This window comes from Lysinibacillus sp. EB271-A1-10B, assembly GCF_058791335.1.
The window spans coordinates 160,273-178,159 of record NZ_JBYTDL010000007.1; the positions used below are offsets into that span (position 1 = coordinate 160,273).

Consider the following 17,887-nt stretch of genomic DNA (forward strand, 5'->3'; position numbering starts at 1 on the left):
GGCGAAACCCTTTGTATCTTGCTTCGTTTTGATACAGAAAAAATTACTGCCCGTTAAAGCGGGATAAAGTGAAACTTTAATCAGTGGTGGGTTCTTATCCACCACTGATTATTAGTTTTCACCAATCGGGCTTCTACAGGCAGTTTCTATATATATATTTTGAGGCGATACGCTTTGACCTTGCTTCGCTTTGATACAGATAAAATTACTGCCCGATAAAACGGACCAACAACAAAGTGCTATCAAAGTTGAGGTGCTCAACTAATGATGGCGCTTTTGTTGTTGCTCAAATATGCCTTTACAACAGTCTTCGTGAGATTCTTGATCCTTCATATGTTTGGCTTGTGGCTTCATTTTTCGTGGTAACTCTTCATATTTTATACCAACATTTTTCATCAAATTTACTTTGATTTTACATTCATTGATTATGCTTAATGTAACGAATTAAACAACTTCCATTTTCGTTTTGATTGTCGCCAACCGACATTCATCTCCGGCTTATTCATTAGTTGGGAGTCTTCTGTCGGAAAATGATGAAAATATTTCCGAATGTTCTGTCACGAAATTTAAGGATTTCTTAAGTACAAATGAAGCGGAAAATCAGCGATAATGAATAAGGATCACGTTTAGAAAAATTCAAGTTGCGGTGAATCAAAAATCACTTTCTTCCATAATAATAGTCATGATTTCCGAAACCTTAATTTTACCTTAAATTAATCTTATGATTTCATGAATAAACAGGAATTTAGCAACAATTTTCTCTACAATCCGTCAAATCAGTGTTAAAAATTTAATTAAGGTAAAAATAATTTAGAAATAACTTGAAAAAATATCAATTTATTTAGTATATTTACAAAGTTACAATCTTTTTTCATTTTTAATTGGAGGTGGACTAATGCAATCCATTAAAAATAATGAGCTTTTTCGTTTTATAGGCTTTACGTTATTTTATTTCATGATTTTAGTGCTCTTGTTTCTTATTCATGGCTTCCATGATATGAACGCAGGACCATTTATATATACGGAATTTTAAGAAAAGGAGATATAAACTATGTTAAGCATTTTAGAGGCTATTCAAAAAGTGGCACAACAGCATCCACATCGCACTGCCTATCAAACCGACAGTGATTCCTTAACGTTTGGTGAGCTTTGGCATTTGTCTGATTGTGTAGCACAATATTTAATGGCTCTTGATTTAAAAAGACAACAACCTATCGTCGTCTATGGGCATATGTCACCTTTACAAATCGTTGCCTTTTTAGGTGCGGTAAAGGCGGGTCATCCGTACGTGCCTGTTGACTCTTCCACACCGTCTGAAAGGTTACAGATTATTATAGAAGCTTCTGAGGCTTGCTTGCTACTAAAAACTGAAACGTTAAGTTTGAACTTACATGTCCCTGTAGTAGAAGTAAGCGATTTAGTAGCTCAACCTACTAGCATTTCGACTGAGCCTTCAACATGGGTTAAGGATCAAGAAATTTATTATATTATTTACACATCTGGTTCTACTGGTAAACCAAAAGGTGTTCAAATTACAGCTGATAATTTAGCGCATTTTGTCGCTTGGATGCATGAACATTTCCCTTTACAGGAATCTGGAGTGTTTCTAAATCAAGCGCCTTATTCCTTCGATTTATCTGTAATGGATTTATATCCTGCACTAGTAAGCGGGCAAACCCTTTACGCGATTAAACAAGAGCAAATTGCTAATCCAAAAGCGTTATTTGAGTCATTAGCTTCATCTAATGTTCGCGTTTGGACTTCCACACCTTCCTTCGCGAAGATCTGTTTAATGAACAAGGAGTGGAATCAAGCGTTAATGCCTTCTTTAGATACATTTTTATTCTGCGGAGAAGTGTTACCGGTATCCGTAGCTACGGAATTAATGCAGCGCTTCCCTCAAGCTTCTATTTTTAATTTATACGGTCCTACAGAAACAACTGTTGCCGTTTCTTATGTGGAAGTAACGAAGGAGCTTCTGGAGCAGTTTGACCAATTACCAATCGCCCCTATATCTGAGCCTAATCTATCCTTGTTAGAAGATAGCGAGATTATTATTTCTGGACCGACTGTAAGTGCAGGTTATCTTGGTGCGCCTGATTTAACACTTCAAGCGTTTCCTACAATAGGGGATCAACGTATTTATAAAACTGGAGACGTTGGTTATGAAAAAGATGGCTATCTGTTCTTCTCTGGTCGAAAAGATTTCCAGGTGAAGCTACACGGTTATCGTTTAGAAATTGAGGAAATTGAAAAACAAATGGGCAATCTTCCACCTGTATCTAGCTGTGTTATTATACCTGTTTCAAAAAATGGTGAGATTGTATCATTGAGTGCGTATATTGTGCTTCGCGAACCATTGACGGACTCTGCTTTCAAAATGACGAAGCAGCTTAAAGCATTGTTATCGGAGTATTTACCATCCTATATGATTCCGAAAACATTCAAATACATTGACACTTTACCTTTAAATACAAACGGTAAAGTTGATCGTAAAGGATTGGCGGTTATGGAAACAGTATGACGCCTTACGGAAATATAGTTTTTTTCATCATCATTGGTATTTTGTTGCTGCCAACAATTATTTTAGGACTGCGCGGGAAATCAGCTAAAGGCTATAATATCGTTATTTCGATCGTCGTTTTAGCTCTTATTTTTGGTAGCTCCCTTAACGGTTCCATTTCTCTTATACTGTTTACAGTATTTCAGTTATTATTAATTATCGGTTACCAAAAATATCGCTCCCAGAAGAATAACACTTCTGTATTCGTCATTGCTGTACTACTGTCCATTTTGCCACTTGTGCTTGTGAAGGTTCTGCCAATGCTTGGCCTTCAGAATTTATTTGGATTTTTAGGGGTATCCTATATTACTTTTAAATCAGTACAGATGATTTTAGAAACGCGAGATGGCTTAATTAAGGATAAAATCTCACCAGTTGAGCTTGCCTATTTCTTACTGTTCTTCCCAACAGTATCATCAGGACCTATTGATCGTTGGAGACGCTTTTATAAAGATATGCACACAGCGCCGTCTGGGCAAGACTATCAAAAGCTGCTGTTAAGCGGGATCAATTATATATTTGTAGGCTTTTTATATAAGTTTATTTTGGCTTATTTAATCTACAATTACACACTTATTTATTTACCAAGTCAAACGTATAACTATTTGACACCTTTCCAAGGGCAAATAGCGTATATGTATATGTATAGTTTTTATTTATTTTTCGATTTTGCGGGTTATAGTGCGTTTGCCGTTGGTGTCAGTCGCATTATGGGTGTTCAAACGCCTATTAACTTTAACCGTCCATTCTCGAGTCGCAATATTAAAGACTTTTGGAACCGTTGGCATATGAGTCTTTCCTTCTGGTTCAGGGATTATGTTTATATGCGTTTCGTGCTTTGGATGACAAAGAAAAAATGGATTAAAAACAAATATACAGTTTCTTATATCGGCTTCTTTTTACTGTTCTTTTTAATGGGGATTTGGCACGGATTAGAATTGCACTATGTTGTCTATGGACTCTACCATGCCCTGTTAATTATCAGCTTCGATAAATTTGAACGTTGGAATAAAAAGCGTAAGCTTTGGCCGAAAAATAAATGGACGCATGCAATTGGCGTATTTATTACTTTTAATGCCGTTTGCTTTGGTTTCTATATTTTCTCAGGAACATTATTTTAATTAACGGCTCTATTCATGTTTTTATGAATAACGCAGCCTAAACACTAAAGGAGATTTATACAATGGATAAACAACAAGTTTTAGAAATGCTAGTAGAGTTATGTGAGGATGAAATCGTTTTAGAAAATCCAGATATCGATTTATTTGAAGAAGGTCTTCTTGATTCATTCGGTACAATTAATTTATTAGTGGAAATTGAAAACCGCTTTAATATTTCTGTACCAATTACTGATTTCAACCGTGAGGAATGGAACACGCCAAATCGTATTGTAGCGGAATTAGCTGAAAGACAATGATTAAGAAAGGCTTTCTATCATTATTAATTGCTTTTGCTCTTTTTGCTGGCGTTATATTCTTCCCTAATTCCTGGATAGAAGCTTGGATTTCAGATGAAGATGTAGAGCAGGCAAAGACGAGTATGTCTCCGTTAGTATTCCAAGGAATGTATTTCCAAGAGCGGATGTTGCAAGAGCCTAGTACTATGCCTTTATATGGCTCTTCTGAATTAAATCGTTTTGACCCTTTCCACCCTTACAATTATGCTCGAGCTACAAATGCTCCGTATACGACATTTATGGTCGGGCGTGGTGGAATGCAGTCTATTACACACTTTTTAAATTTTGCTGCACAGGAAAAGAATTTAAAGGATAAGAAAATTGTCTTCATCATTTCTCCTCAATGGTTTACGAAAAAGGGAATGAATGAATTACATTTTTCTCCTAACTATTCGATGTTGCATGCTTATGATTTAGCATACAATAAAGACATTGACGAGGATCTTCGAAAACGAGGAATGGAACGCCTTCTTGCCTTCGATACAGTCAATCGCGATGATTTGCTAAAAACAATTTACGAATATAAAATATCTGGCGGTAAAGAAAAACCTATCATTGGACGACTTGCCATGATGGCAGGCCATGTCCAAAAGGCGCTTTTAGAGAAAAAAGATTTGTATTACTCTTTATTCCCTAGAGAGCCGCATAAATTAAAAAATAATGACAAGCTAGTTGTTGACCAAACATTTGAGCAACAACTGGAAAACGCCGAGAAATACGGCGAGAAACGTGTATCCAACGATTTAATGATTGAAAACAAGTTTTATAAACGACTTGTAAACGCGAATATTAAAAAGTTTCAAGGTATGCGCAAAAACGAAGATTATACAACCTCACCTGAATATGAGGATTTACAGCTAGTCATCGATGTTTTAAAGGACGCTGGTGCAAAGCCACTATTTGTTTCTATTCCAGTAAATGGTCATTGGTATGACTACACGGAATATCCTGAGGAGCGTCGACAAAAGTATTACGAAAAAATGGAGCAGATCTTGACTGATAATGATGTTCCATTTGTTGATTACTCAGACCATGACTATGATCCTTATTTCATTATGGATACGATTCATATCGCATGGAAGGGCTGGGTATATCTAGACCAAGAGCTAGATAAATACTGGGCAGAGCAATAAATCGTAGAGACAGTCTACAGTGTTAATCACTATAGGCTGTCTCTTTTTTTGTTGATTAAGCAATACGTACCCTCTTCTAACAAACCTTCTGTATTTCCCTTGACTCTCCCCTTAGCTGGACAGATATACTCATAAAAGCAACAGGATAAAAAAGTATTGGAGATGATTCGATGTTTAAAATTAGCGAGTTTTCAAAACTTAGCCAAGTATCTGTAAAGACATTACGTTACTACGACCAATTAAATTTGCTGAAGCCTGCTTATACTGACAAATTTTCAGGATATCGGTATTACTCAGCTGACCAAATGTTTCAAATCCATCGTATATTAGCGTTCAAAGAATTGGGGTTCTCCTTGGAGCAAATTCGTCAAATGCAGGGAGAGAATATCTCTCTTGATCAAATTAGAGGGATGTTCAGAGTGAAGCAAAATGAGATTCAATCCATTTTAGATGTTGAAAACGCTAGAATGGCTCGAATTAAGGAAAGTCTGTGTACTATTGAGAATGAGGAAAAAAATGGAGCTTCACTTGATGTCGTTCTAAAAGAAGTTCAGCCACAACTCGTATTGTCTTATCGTAAAAAAGCATCATTTAGAGAAATCCCTGAGATGTTACAACTTTTGGATGATTATTTAGGGTCCTTTGGACATTCTTCTTTGTCCCAATTGGTTCTTTGGCATGGCTGTGAAGAGTGTGAGGATGCTATTGATATAGAGGTAGCTCGTCCGTTAACGCTCGATATACCAAGTCATTCTCTCTTTACAGTAAAAAGATTGCCAGAAGCTCCGATGATGGCCACGCTTGTTCATCATTGCTCCACAACTAGCCGATGCACCGCAAGTACGGAACTAGCATTATGGATTGAACGAAATGGCTATCGCTTAAAGGACAATGAGCCTCGCCGTGAAATCTGCATTCCTCATGAAAAATTAGACGATCCTGAATCTTACGTTGCAGAGGTTCAGATTGCTGTTGAAAGAGCTTAGTTTTGAAATGGTAAGGGAGGAGGTATCGCTTTGACTAAGCAGCAGAAATTTTTGACTTTAAATTTATTTTTATTGACCTTTGTCCTTGGAACGAGTGAATTTGTCATTGTCGGGCTATTATCCGAAGTGTCAACCGACTTAAAAATCTCCATCTCTACAGCTGGCGCTCTTGTATCGACTTTTGCCATATCTTTTGCAATCGGTACGCCGATTTTAACAGCAATATCCAGCCGATTCTCAAAGTATCCACTCATGCTCACATTAATCGTACTATTTATTGCAGGAAATATTTTATCGGCTTTATCGGCAACGTATGGGCTACTTATTATTTCGAGAATACTTACTGCTGTTGTGACAGGGGTTTTAATTGCACTTGCAATGGCTGTTGCTAGCGAGGTAATGCCAACTGAAAAGAGAGGACCTGTTATTTCAATCATCTTTACAGGTTTTACTATAGCTAGTGTAATTGGAGTGCCGATTGGTACCTTTATTGGACAATTAGGTGGCTGGCGGATAACCTTTTGGTTTACCGCTCTATTAGGGATTATTTCGTTAATTGCTAGCTCAACTACAGTACCTAAAGGGCTAACAGGAGCAAAAAGCTCTTTAAAGAAACAAATTGGCTTATTAATTAATTTGCGTATTATCATAGCGTTCTTTATTCCAGCTTTGAGTATTGGAGCTACATATACCGTATACACTTATTTAACCCCTTTGTTGCTTGACGTACTAGTTGTCCCGGGAAGATATATTAGTCTAGTATTCTTGCTTTATGGGGTAGTATCAATCTTTAGTACGATAATAGGTGGAAAATTGGTGACACGTAATGGAATCGGCAAGCTTCGATATATATTTCTTATACAAGCAATGATTCTTGGGCTATTTTATTTTTCTTCAAATTCCATTGTTTTAGGACTGTTGAACATATCTTTTATAGCCCTTATAGTTTATACAATGAACTCTAGCATGCAATTGTATTTTATTGATTTGGCGGATAAGCACTATCCAGCTGCGAGAGATTTAGCTTCATCTCTAACTCCTGTCTCTGTAAACGTTGGTATTGCACTTGGATCAGCTCTTGGAGGTTTTGTCACAACGAATATGAAGCTTATTGATGTATCTTGGTTAGGAGGAATTGTCGCAATCTTTGCCTCATTGCTAACATTTATCAGCTATCATTTAGACCAAAAAACTTCTTTTCAAACGAAGGGCAATGTTTAACAAAAGTAAGCCTTCCTTTAGAACGATGAAGGAAGGTTTACTTTTGTATGATTTCAGCCCATCCCTCAATTCCTTTTCAATATGCCTAAGTATTCACTCCACGGCCCGACATCTGTTGTATATCGATTGGCCATTACTCGAACAATTTGAGCTATATGTGTTAAATCATGAACAACCCAAGTAGAAAGTAATTCTCTTACTTTTACTACACCAAAATCAGGATGGTACCCTTTCCATTCTAGATGCAAAGGCTTAAGTTGAGTCTGAAGCTTGTTTATATTTAAAGCTCTAATCCCTTTAAAGTCCAATAATGCTTGTTTAATAGAATCTTTATTTTCTTTGTGTAAGTGAGCATATCGATCAAATGAAGGAAATGCCTTCCCTTCACCTTCCTTAAGGATAAATTCTAACCGTGGCATCCAGTTATTTTTCTCTCCCTCAATCAGATGGTCTATCACTTCATAAGCATTCCATGTTCCTTCCGCTCCATTGCATTGCAGCCATCCATCTGATAATCCAGTCAAAAAATGCTCCAAAGTTTGCGGTGTACGCTCCAGTATTTCAATAGCTTCCTTCATATTAAAATTCATGCTCCCGCTCCCTCCCAATGAAATAAATACTATCAAGGTTTAGGTTTTGATCCTCCCAACCAAATAATACAACATAAATAAGGATACGGAAGGTTGAATTAAACTAACCCCCTAATAGTGACACTTTAAAAAAAGTGAACCTATTAGGGGGTCAGTTCTAAACGAAAGAAACTAAGTTCTTTTATTCAAATATCATAACCCAATATTTTTCCTTTTCCCCTTCTTCGTTTACCTTCTTCCAACCATTCTTCTCATAAAATTTCAACGCCATATGATTTTCGGATACACATTTTAATCTTAATGGTTTATTCATTTTTTTTATGGAGGCATTCAGTAAGTGACCCCCTATTCCTTTTCCAAAGTAATTTGGATTAATAAATAAATTATGAATAAAGTTATCTGGCAAGTATAATGAAGCAAATCCAAGTAGATGATTATCCTCTTCCGCTACAATTATATGCTCTCCTATAGTATCTTTATCAAAATCGTCTAAAGTCATTTCTTCTAATGCGGCCCAATGGAAATTTTTACGACGCGATTCCAAATAAATTCTTCTTAATTCCGGGTAATCTAATTCATTCGCTTCTCTAATATTCACATGCTCACCTTTGCTTTCATAATATCTTCGAGTGACTATTGAACGAAAAAAGTCTAAGTTCTTCAGAATCATTGGAAAGTTGAACCAATCCTTCAAACTGTAAGCCAATTTTTTCGAGTAACTTGCCTGAAGCATGATTATCTTGAGTTGTGATAGCTACAACACGATTTAGTCCTAGTGTATCTAGACCATATGCTAATGTCGCTGATGCTGCTTCATAGGCGTACCCTTTTCCCCAATACTTAGGAAGAAAAGCGAAACCAATATCCACATCTTCTAGCGACTCTCTTTTAACAAAACCACAAATTCCTAACGGGCTTTGATCTTCTTTTCTTTCAACTAAATAAAAACAAAAGCCAGATTGCTCATACGTACGAATTGCTCCATTCACTATATATTCACGCGCATCCTCTACTGTTCTTACACCGCGATCACCAATGAACTCTAGCCATGAAGGATCATTCACGAGCTCAAGGATAAAATCTGCATCCTCTGTTGTTTGTAGACGAAGGGTAAGCCGTTCTGTTTCAATAACTTTCATAATTTCACTCTCCTCTTAGTATAGTATTCTACATTTTCTAAGCTTTTCCCCTATATGTAATGTATGTTTTACTAACGAATTAAATATATAATAATAGACTAACTATTGCACTTGCATAGCCTTTCCTCTGTTCTATTGGGGATCCGATCACTTTGCCAAAAGCTGCCATCTGTAAACCGCCCAAGCAATAAAAAATCGCCTCAAAAGTATTTTCATACCTTTGAGGCGATACCAGTAAAGCTACTAAGGAATAGCTTATTTTAAGTTATAGAATGAATTTAAACCAAGATACTCAGCTGTTGAACCAAGTTGATCTTCGATGCGAAGAAGTTGGTTGTATTTAGCTACGCGGTCTGTACGTGATGGAGCACCTGTTTTAATTTGACCAGCGTTTGTAGCAACTGCGATATCAGCAATTGTTGCATCCTCAGATTCACCAGAACGGTGTGAGATAACTGCTGTGTAACCAGCGCGTTTTGCCATTTCGATCGCTTCAAATGTTTCTGTTAACGTACCGATTTGGTTAACTTTGATAAGGATTGCATTACCAACACCTTGCTCAATACCAGCCGCTAATTTTTTCGTATTTGTTACGAATAGATCGTCACCTACTAATTGTACGCGAGCGCCAATGCGGTCTGTTAATAATTTGTGTCCTGCCCAGTCGTTTTCGTCTAAGCCATCTTCAATTGAGATGATTGGGTATTTAGCAGTTAACTCTTCGTACCAGTCAACCATTTCTTCAGAAGTTTTGACAACACCTTCACCCTCTAAGTGATATTTGCCATCTTCTTTATTGAATAATTCAGATGAAGCAACGTCCATTGCAAGTTTCACTTCTTCACCTGCTTTATAGCCAGCTTTTTCGATTGCTTCTAAAATTACAGTAATTGCTTCTTCGTTAGAACCAAGGTTTGGTGCAAAACCACCTTCATCACCTACAGCTGTATTATAGCCTTTCGCTTTAAGTACTGCTTTTAAGCTGTGGAAGATTTCAGCACCCATACGTAATGCATGACGGAATGATTCTGCTCCTACAGGCATTACCATGAATTCTTGAATGTCTACGTTGTTATCAGCGTGAGCGCCACCATTGATGATGTTCATCATTGGTACTGGTAGTTGTTTTGCGTTAAACCCACCAAGATATTGATAAAGAGGTACATCTAAATAATCTGCCGCAGCATGTGCAACTGCCATTGATACACCTAGAATAGCGTTGGCACCTAACTTACCTTTGTTTTCTGTGCCATCTAGCTCGATTAAAGCTTTGTCGATGACTACTTGATCAAGAACTGAGTAGTTACCTTCTAGCTCTTGAGCAATAATTGTGTTTACATTTTCAACTGCTTTTAATACACCTTTGCCTAGGTAACGTGAATTGTCACCGTCGCGTAATTCTACTGCCTCATATTCACCTGTAGATGCACCTGATGGTACGATAGAGCGTCCAAAAGCGCCTGATTCTGTAAATACTTCAACTTCTACTGTTGGGTTCCCACGTGAGTCTAAAACTTCGCGCGCATAAATCTGTGTAATAAATGGCATAATTAATTCTCCTCTTTTTCAATTAATGATTGACCTGTCATTTCAGAAGGTTGTGACACCTCTAATAATTCTAACATGGTTGGCGCCAAATCGGCTAAAATGCCACCATTTCTTAACATTAAATTTGGTTTTGTCACAATTACTGGAACAGGATTTGTTGTATGAGCTGTCATTGGAGCCCCTTCTAAAGTAAGTACTTCATCAGAGTTACCATGGTCAGCTGTAATAATAGCTGCGCCACCTTTTGCAAGGAGTGCATCTACTACTTTCCCAAGACATTCATCGACTGTTTCAATGGCCTTGATTGTTGGCTCTAACATTCCGCTATGCCCAACCATGTCAGGGTTAGCGAAATTAAGAATAATGCCATCAAATTTATCGGCCTCAATCTCTGCAAGCAATGCTTCTGTTACCTCATAGGCACTCATTTCAGGTTTTAAATCGTATGTTGCAACCTTTGGAGATGCAATTAAAATACGTTCTTCCCCGTCAAATTTATCCTCACGACCACCACTCATAAAGAATGTAACATGCGGATACTTTTCTGTTTCTGCAATACGAAGCTGTGTTTTACCATTAGAAGCTAACACTTCACCAATCGTATTTTTCAAGTTGTCGCTTTCATACGCAACTTGTGCATTTACTTCATCACTATAATGTGTGAAAGATACAAATTTTAAATTCTTTGGATGTTTAGCTGATATTGCAAAGCCATCAAATTCATCATTTGTAAACACTTTAGATAGTTGAATTGCACGGTCAGGGCGGAAATTGAAGAAAATAACTGCGTCATTATCGTCAATCGTTGCCACTTCTTCACCATGCTCTTGAACGCTAAATGGAATAACAAACTCATCTGTTACATCACGTTCATATGATTCAGCTACACCACTTGTTGCACTATCGGCTGTTTGACCAACACCATCAACTAGTACATTGTACGTAAGGGCTACACGATCCCATCGTTTATCACGATCCATCGCATAATAACGACCATGAATGGAAGCGAATTGACCTACGCCAATTTCCTCCATTTGTTTTTCAGTTTCTTTAATATAGTCTAAAGCTGTTGTCGGTCCAACATCACGACCATCTAAGAAACCATGTACAAAGACTTTGTCTAAGCCTTGTTGCTTTGCAAGCTTTAATAGTGCAAACATATGCTCATAGTGACTATGTACGCCACCATCTGATAGTAAGCCCATAATATGAAGCTTAGATTGATGTGCTTTCACATGTGCCATTGCATCCAAAAATGCTTGATTCGTAAAGAAATCTCCATCACGAATTGATTTGTTTAAGCGTGTTAAGCTTTGATAGACAATACGTCCAGCTCCGATATTCAGGTGTCCAACTTCAGAGTTCCCCATTTGTCCATCGGGTAACCCCACCGCTTCACCTGCTGCCGTTAATGTTGAGTGCGAGAACTCATTCCAAAAACGATCGAAATTAGGTTTGTTTGCCTGCGCTACTGCATTTCCGAACGTTTCATCACGGAATGCAAAGCCGTCTAAAATAATTAATGCTACTGGCTTTTTAGGCATTTGCTGCCGCCTCCAATAATTTTAAATATGAATCTGGTTGTAGGCTTGCACCACCAACTAAAGCGCCATCGATATGCTCTTTTGATAATAATTCCTGAATGTTTTCAGGCTTTACGCTACCGCCATATTGAATACGTACAGCAGCGGCCGTTTCAGCATTATATAATTCCTTAATTACTGCACGAATTGCACCGCATACTTGGTTAGCATCTTCTGCTGTAGCTGTTTTACCTGTACCAATTGCCCAAATAGGCTCGTAGGCAATTACCATATGCTCTACTTCTTGTGCCCCAAATCCAGCAAGTGCAGCTGTAATTTGATGAGCAACCTTTTGCTCAGTAGTTCCCGCTTCACGTTCCTCAAGCGTTTCTCCACAGCAAATAATTGGTACGATATTATGTGCAAGTGCTGCAGCAACCTTTTTATTGATGGCTTCATCTGTTTCGTTATAATATTCACGTCGTTCAGAATGTCCTAAAATAACATAGTCTACTTCCACACTTGCTAACTGAGCTGGACTAACTTCTCCAGTAAAGGCACCTTCGTTTTCATAGTGCATCGTTTGTGCACCAATAGCTAACTCAGATTCACTCGCAATTTGCACAAGCGTAGGTAGGTAAAGTGCTGGTGCACAAACAACAGCGTCTACTTTATCGTTTGAAGGAATTTTGTCCTGTACCGCATCGACAAACTGAATAGCCTCTTCAAATGTTTTATACATTTTCCAGTTACCTGCAATAATTGGTTTACGCATTGTTTTTGCCTCCTATATGTTTTATTCCGTTTTACTTATCGTTTAATGCCACAATTCCCGGAAGTTCTTTCCCTTCCATCAATTCAAGTGATGCACCGCCACCTGTAGAAATATGGTCCATTTTATCGGCAACTTCAAATTTTTCCACTGCTGCTGCAGAATCCCCGCCACCGATTACTGTATAACCAGTTGTTGTTGCCATAGCTTCCGCTACAGTTTTTGTACCATTCGCAAATTTATCCATTTCAAAGACACCCATTGGTCCATTCCAAATGATTAATTTAGAATCTTTAATAACTTCTGCATATTTAGCAGCCGTTTTCGGACCAATATCTAAGCCCATCCAATCTGCTGGAATAGCGTCTACACCAACAATTTTTGTTTCAGCATCTTTTGAAAATTCGTTTGCGACAACTGCATCGATTGGCATATGTAATTGCACGCCTTTTGCCTTTGCCTTTTCAATAAAGGATTTTGCTAAGTCGATTTTATCTTCCTCTAATAAAGATTTACCGATATCATAGCCTTGCGCTTTAATGAATGTGAATGATAAACCGCCACCGATAATTAAGTGATCTACTTTTTCTAATAAGCTTTCAATTACACCGATTTTGTCTTTTACTTTGGCACCACCGATAATGGCTGTAAATGGATGCTCTGGCTTAGATAATGCTTTACCTAGCACATCTAATTCCTTTTGCATAAGGAAACCAGATACTGCCGGTACATGTTTAGCAATTCCTTCAGTTGACGCGTGTGCACGGTGAGCTGCGCCAAACGCATCATTAACGTAAACGTCCGCTAATTTTGCAAATTGCTCTGCTAATGCAGCATCATTTTTCTCTTCACCAGCGTGGAAGCGCACATTTTCAAGTAGCATAATGTCACCATTTTGCATATTTGCAACAGCTTCTTCTACTTTATCACCAATTGACTCATCTAATTTAGTAACAGGCTTACCCATTAATTCCGCTAAACGTACACCTACTGCAGTTAAGCGCATATCCTCTTTTACTTCACCCTTTGGACGTCCTAAATGAGAGGCTAAAATGACTTTGGCACCTTGCTCCACTAAATATTCAATTGTAGGGATTGCTGCTCGGATACGTGTTTCGTCAGTAATCGCACCATCTGCCATCGGTACATTAAAATCTACACGTACAAATACGCGCTTCCCTTTTACATCAATATCTTTCATCGTCTTCTTATTTAACATGAAGAAACCCCCTTCAAAGTTTAAGTCGTGAAGTTCCTGGATTCACCCATCTTGGCTCCTCACATCATTCACGTAACTGTTTTATTGTTCCATCAACACATAAAGTTATAACAAGCCTTTTCAGCTAGTATCATCCAAACCTTTAATGAAATACTCTTTATCTCACCTATCACCAAAAGTTAGACATGACATTTGTTAAAATATGTACTCAAGGAGTCGCCCAGTCGGAACGGACATCAACCCACATTATGGAGAGTACCCTTTACTTGCCTTTATAGTAGCAAAAGTCACGTTCTATGTCTTGCAATTGCATAACCTGCACGTCGATTTTATATTACGTATAAAAAAGGAGTAAGGGTAAATTTCCCTTACTCCATTACCCTTGTATATTATATCTGTTAGATATTATAAAGGCTATACTTTTTGTGCGCAAAAAGCAGTATTATGTCACACTTTTTACTTTAGTTATCGAATTATGACACTTATTTATTGTTAAATCCTTTTTCTGCGATATATAAAGCTAAGTCCATTAAACGAGTAGAGTAACCAATTTCGTTATCATACCATGCTAGAACCTTTACCATACTATTTTCTAATACCATTGTAGAAAGACCATCTACAGTTGAAGAGTTATGGTTACCATTGTAGTCAATTGACACTAATGGTAGCTCGTTGTATCCTAAAATACCTTTAAGCTCTTTTTCTGAAGCTTCTTTTAATGTAGCATTAATGGATTCTTTTGTTACTTCTGATTTTAGCTCCACTACTAAGTCAACACATGACACGTTTGGTGTTGGTACACGCATAGAGAAGCCGTCTAATTTACCTTTTAATTGAGGTAATACTTTTGAAACTGCTACTGCTGCCCCTGTTGTTGTTGGAATCATTGACACTGCACCAGCACGTGCGCGACGTGGATCAGAGTGCGGGAAGTCAAGGATACGTTGATCGTTTGTATATGAGTGAATTGTCGTCATCATACCACGTTCAATACCAAATTTTTCATCAAGTATTTTTGCAACTGGCGCTAGACAGTTTGTTGTACAAGAAGCGTTTGAAATAACATCATCTGTTTCAGGGTTATAATCTTCATGGTTAACACCCATTACAAACGTTGGCATATCGCCCTTCGCTGGAGCCGAAAGGATAGCTTTTTTTGCACCTGCTTGAACATGTTTTCCGACTTCTTCCATAGAGCGGAATCTACCTGTACATTCAAGTACTACATCAACACCTAGTTCACCCCAAGGTAAATTAGCAGGATCTTTTTCTGCATACACGTTAATTTTCTTTCCATTTACTACGAAAGAATCGCCTTCTGCATAAACATCAGCATCATAGATACCGTGTACTGAATCATAAGTTAATAAGTGTGCAAGTTGACCTGCATCTGTTAGATCATTTACTGCAACCACTTCGATTTCATCGTGTTTCATAGCTTCACGAAATACTAATCGTCCAATACGTCCAAATCCGTTAATCGCTAATTTTAATGCCATTGTCAATTCCTCCAATATTGTTTAAATAATTTATTTTTGCCTCGGACATTTATAATATCCGCAATTGGCTTTATTCTCATTCAAAGGTTTTTAACACCCGCTTAAATACGAGTTCCTTAGTCATTTATAAAGAAGGTAAACCTTCAGCAATCGCTTTTGCGGCTACCTCATCCGTTATAAAAATGGTTTGCTTTGGAGCAACCTTAAAGTACGATAGCATTGCCTTCACTTTTTGTTTACCAGCAGCAACTGCTATAACATGCTTACTTCTTTGAACTTGCTCAAACTGAATACCGATTGTTCGAATTCGATGTACAATTTCGCCTTCTGCATTGAAATAATAGCCAAATGCTTCACTAACTGCACCCTTTTCTTCGAGTATCCGTAAATCTTCAGCCGATGAATTGCGACGAACAGCCATTTCCTCTGCCGAGCCAATACCATGGATAACACAATCTGCATGATCATAATAATTCATCATTTCAGTTACCATTGGCTCTGTTAACATTGCTTGATAGGCCTGCTCACTTAAATGCTCCGGTAAAAACAACGTGCGATACTGTGCATTCATCTGCATGGCAAATGTTGAGACAAGTGTATTGGCTTGCATTTGCATTTCATGTCCAATACCACCACGAGCAGCAACAAATTTGATGTTGTGTGTATCAGCTGGATGTAAAAATTGCGCAAGTGATGCAACCGACTTTCCACCTGTAACAGCTACTGTTTGACCATCAAAGCTAGTTGCCATAAATTGTTGTGCTGCCTCTTTTCCAAGCAATGTTAATATCGTATCGTCTTCATTGTAATCACCTGGAACAACAATTACATGCTGTAAGCCAAAATGGTTTTCCAGTAATTTAGCTAGCTGTGTCAGACCAGACCATTCATAAACTAGTGCTCGTAGCTTATCAATAACTGCTTCACCTTCGTCTGTACATACCATACCCGACTTTTGAGAATCTAATAACCCTTGCTCACGTAAAATATCCGTTTCTTTACGAATTTCTCGTTCGGTCATTTTAAGTGAATCTGCAAGTGTTCGACGCCCAATTGGCTGCATAAGCTGAACTGTTTGCAAAATACGATATCTCGATTGTAGAAGCGGATACATTTCTGGAAGTAGCCTTTGCTGTGCCTCAGGTACAGATAACATATTAACCTACTCCCTTTTTAATAGTAGTGGGTTACTTTTTGTCCCACTATATAAAATTATGTCCCACTTACAACTTTATTATAATACGCTTTAAAATAAAGAGCAAGTAAATGCTATGTATTGGCATTGAAAAATTTTTTAAGCATAGTGGCCTAATTACGCCTGTGTTGGCCTTCATTGGAATGTGGGGTTCTTTAATGGCTTCGGCATATCGAAGGGGTGATTTCAGTTCTAGGCTACTCGCTTTGCTTTCGCGCAGATAAAACATTTGCTGCCGCTACGTTGACACTACGCTTTCGCACAAAAAACATTCGCTCCGTGAAGGGTCTCGCCTGTCTCGCTTTCCCACGGGAGCTGAGTCGCCTTCCACTCCAATCAGCAATAGTGTAGAATTTTTATAAATTTATCCCGCGTAACAGTGCGGTAAGATCGTGAAATCAAACTAGATCTCTAACCATTTTGTTTTTCTACATAATAAAAACCCGTAACCAAATTTTCATGGTTACGAGTTTTTTGTTAGCTTATTTTGTGAAAGATAAAATTGCGTTTTTCTTAAATCCGCCTAAAGCTTTTGTTGCTTCATTTTTATTTGTGTATTCAAAAATACGAACGTCCTTTTTCTCAAATACTGTAATAACCCACATTGTAAAATCTCCCTTCAAATATACGTTTTTGTATTATAACAACCACTAAAAATGTGATTCTTTTGATAAACTGTTTTATAACAACTTCTTACTGATTCCTATTCTACTCCTTTTTATAAAAAAATAAAGCCTAATGTGAAGGTCTTCACAAACTGTTCAAATTCTAAACGTTTTCATTGAACAATTTGTGAATTGTGGATATTACCGCTAAAAATTTGGGTAAAGTAGAAATTCATCTACTCCTTACGTGTTACGACCCCACTTTCATCGCCTGAAGACTATATAATTGGCAGGAACCATAATAATATTGTTTGGATTAATATTTACTAAAAAACTGCAAATAAAAAAAGCCGAGGAATAAATCCTCGACTTTTTAAGGTGCCTAGCGACGTCCTACTCTCACAGGGGGAAGCCCCCAACTACCATCGGCGCTAAAGA

Annotated in this window: 17 protein-coding genes; 7 read left to right on the top strand and 10 right to left on the bottom strand. The window is 37.7% G+C overall.

Annotation, left to right across the window (positions count from 1 at the left end; all coding sequences use genetic code 11):
• Positions 1-895 precede the first annotated feature (895 nt).
• The 7 genes from AC3WSK_RS12300 (at position 896) to AC3WSK_RS12330 (ending at position 7,359) form a co-directional block, all read left to right on the top strand.
• Positions 896-1,033: a teichoic acid D-Ala incorporation-associated protein DltX gene (locus tag AC3WSK_RS12300; protein WP_079561393.1), complete on the top strand. Its 138-nt coding sequence runs from the start codon at positions 896-898 to the stop codon at positions 1,031-1,033.
• Between the two features lie 18 nt (positions 1,034-1,051).
• Positions 1,052-2,524 carry a D-alanine--poly(phosphoribitol) ligase subunit DltA gene (gene dltA, locus AC3WSK_RS12305; RefSeq protein ID WP_079561392.1) on the top strand — a complete coding sequence of 491 codons (1,473 nt, stop codon included), beginning with the start codon at positions 1,052-1,054 and terminating at the stop codon, positions 2,522-2,524.
• Entirely contained in the window at positions 2,521-3,684 is a 1,164-nt protein-coding gene (gene dltB, locus AC3WSK_RS12310; RefSeq protein ID WP_079561391.1) for a D-alanyl-lipoteichoic acid biosynthesis protein DltB, read from the top strand. The genes dltA and dltB overlap by 4 nt, the downstream gene beginning before the upstream one ends.
• A 62-nt stretch (positions 3,685-3,746) precedes the next feature.
• Complete coding sequence (gene dltC, locus AC3WSK_RS12315) at positions 3,747-3,980, top strand: D-alanine--poly(phosphoribitol) ligase subunit 2 (protein WP_079561390.1); 234 nt, start codon at positions 3,747-3,749, stop codon at positions 3,978-3,980.
• On the top strand, positions 3,977-5,152 hold the full coding sequence (gene dltD, locus AC3WSK_RS12320) for a D-alanyl-lipoteichoic acid biosynthesis protein DltD (RefSeq protein ID WP_079561389.1): 1,176 nt from the start codon (positions 3,977-3,979) through the stop codon (positions 5,150-5,152). Before dltC ends, dltD begins: the two co-directional genes overlap by 4 nt.
• 170 nt (positions 5,153-5,322) lie before the next feature.
• Positions 5,323-6,138, top strand: coding sequence for a MerR family transcriptional regulator (locus AC3WSK_RS12325; RefSeq protein ID WP_427484352.1), 816 nt, complete (start codon positions 5,323-5,325; stop codon positions 6,136-6,138).
• 30 nt (positions 6,139-6,168) lie between these two features.
• Complete coding sequence (locus tag AC3WSK_RS12330) at positions 6,169-7,359, top strand: MFS transporter (RefSeq protein WP_427484351.1); 1,191 nt, start codon at positions 6,169-6,171, stop codon at positions 7,357-7,359.
• A 65-nt stretch (positions 7,360-7,424) separates the two neighbouring features.
• On the opposite strand, the gene AC3WSK_RS12335 is transcribed toward AC3WSK_RS12330, so the two are convergent.
• From AC3WSK_RS12335 to AC3WSK_RS12380, 10 genes are all read right to left on the bottom strand, one after another.
• A complete protein-coding gene (locus tag AC3WSK_RS12335) occupies positions 7,425-7,949 on the bottom strand; it encodes a DinB family protein (RefSeq protein ID WP_079561386.1) in 525 nt (174 codons plus the stop codon).
• Between the two features lie 181 nt (positions 7,950-8,130).
• Positions 8,131-8,547: a GNAT family N-acetyltransferase gene (locus AC3WSK_RS12340; protein WP_079561385.1), complete on the bottom strand. Its 417-nt coding sequence runs from the start codon at positions 8,545-8,547 to the stop codon at positions 8,131-8,133.
• 16 nt (positions 8,548-8,563) lie between these two features.
• Complete coding sequence (locus AC3WSK_RS12345) at positions 8,564-9,088, bottom strand: GNAT family N-acetyltransferase (protein WP_427484349.1); 525 nt, start codon at positions 9,086-9,088, stop codon at positions 8,564-8,566.
• A gap of 255 nt (positions 9,089-9,343) precedes the next feature.
• Positions 9,344-10,636, bottom strand: coding sequence for a phosphopyruvate hydratase (gene eno / locus AC3WSK_RS12350; protein WP_079561383.1), 1,293 nt, complete (start codon positions 10,634-10,636; stop codon positions 9,344-9,346).
• 2 nt (positions 10,637-10,638) lie between these two features.
• Positions 10,639-12,180 carry a 2,3-bisphosphoglycerate-independent phosphoglycerate mutase gene (gene gpmI, locus AC3WSK_RS12355; RefSeq protein WP_427484348.1) on the bottom strand — a complete coding sequence of 514 codons (1,542 nt, stop codon included), beginning with the start codon at positions 12,178-12,180 and terminating at the stop codon, positions 10,639-10,641.
• The gene (gene tpiA / locus AC3WSK_RS12360) at positions 12,173-12,934 is read right to left on the bottom strand and encodes a triose-phosphate isomerase (RefSeq protein WP_079561381.1); all 762 of its coding nucleotides are present in this window, start codon (positions 12,932-12,934) and stop codon (positions 12,173-12,175) included. Before tpiA ends, gpmI begins: the two co-directional genes overlap by 8 nt.
• A gap of 31 nt (positions 12,935-12,965) precedes the next feature.
• Positions 12,966-14,150: a phosphoglycerate kinase gene (locus tag AC3WSK_RS12365; RefSeq protein ID WP_079561380.1), complete on the bottom strand. Its 1,185-nt coding sequence runs from the start codon at positions 14,148-14,150 to the stop codon at positions 12,966-12,968.
• 482 nt (positions 14,151-14,632) lie between these two features.
• Positions 14,633-15,649 (bottom strand): type I glyceraldehyde-3-phosphate dehydrogenase, encoded by a 1,017-nt coding sequence (gene gap / locus AC3WSK_RS12370; protein WP_079561379.1) that lies wholly within the window; start codon positions 15,647-15,649, stop codon positions 14,633-14,635.
• Between the two features lie 124 nt (positions 15,650-15,773).
• Positions 15,774-16,805 (bottom strand): sugar-binding transcriptional regulator, encoded by a 1,032-nt coding sequence (locus AC3WSK_RS12375; protein ID WP_427484347.1) that lies wholly within the window; start codon positions 16,803-16,805, stop codon positions 15,774-15,776.
• A gap of 521 nt (positions 16,806-17,326) precedes the next feature.
• A complete protein-coding gene (locus AC3WSK_RS12380) occupies positions 17,327-17,449 on the bottom strand; it encodes a hypothetical protein (RefSeq protein ID WP_263297453.1) in 123 nt (40 codons plus the stop codon).
• Positions 17,450-17,887: the final 438 nt, after the last annotated feature.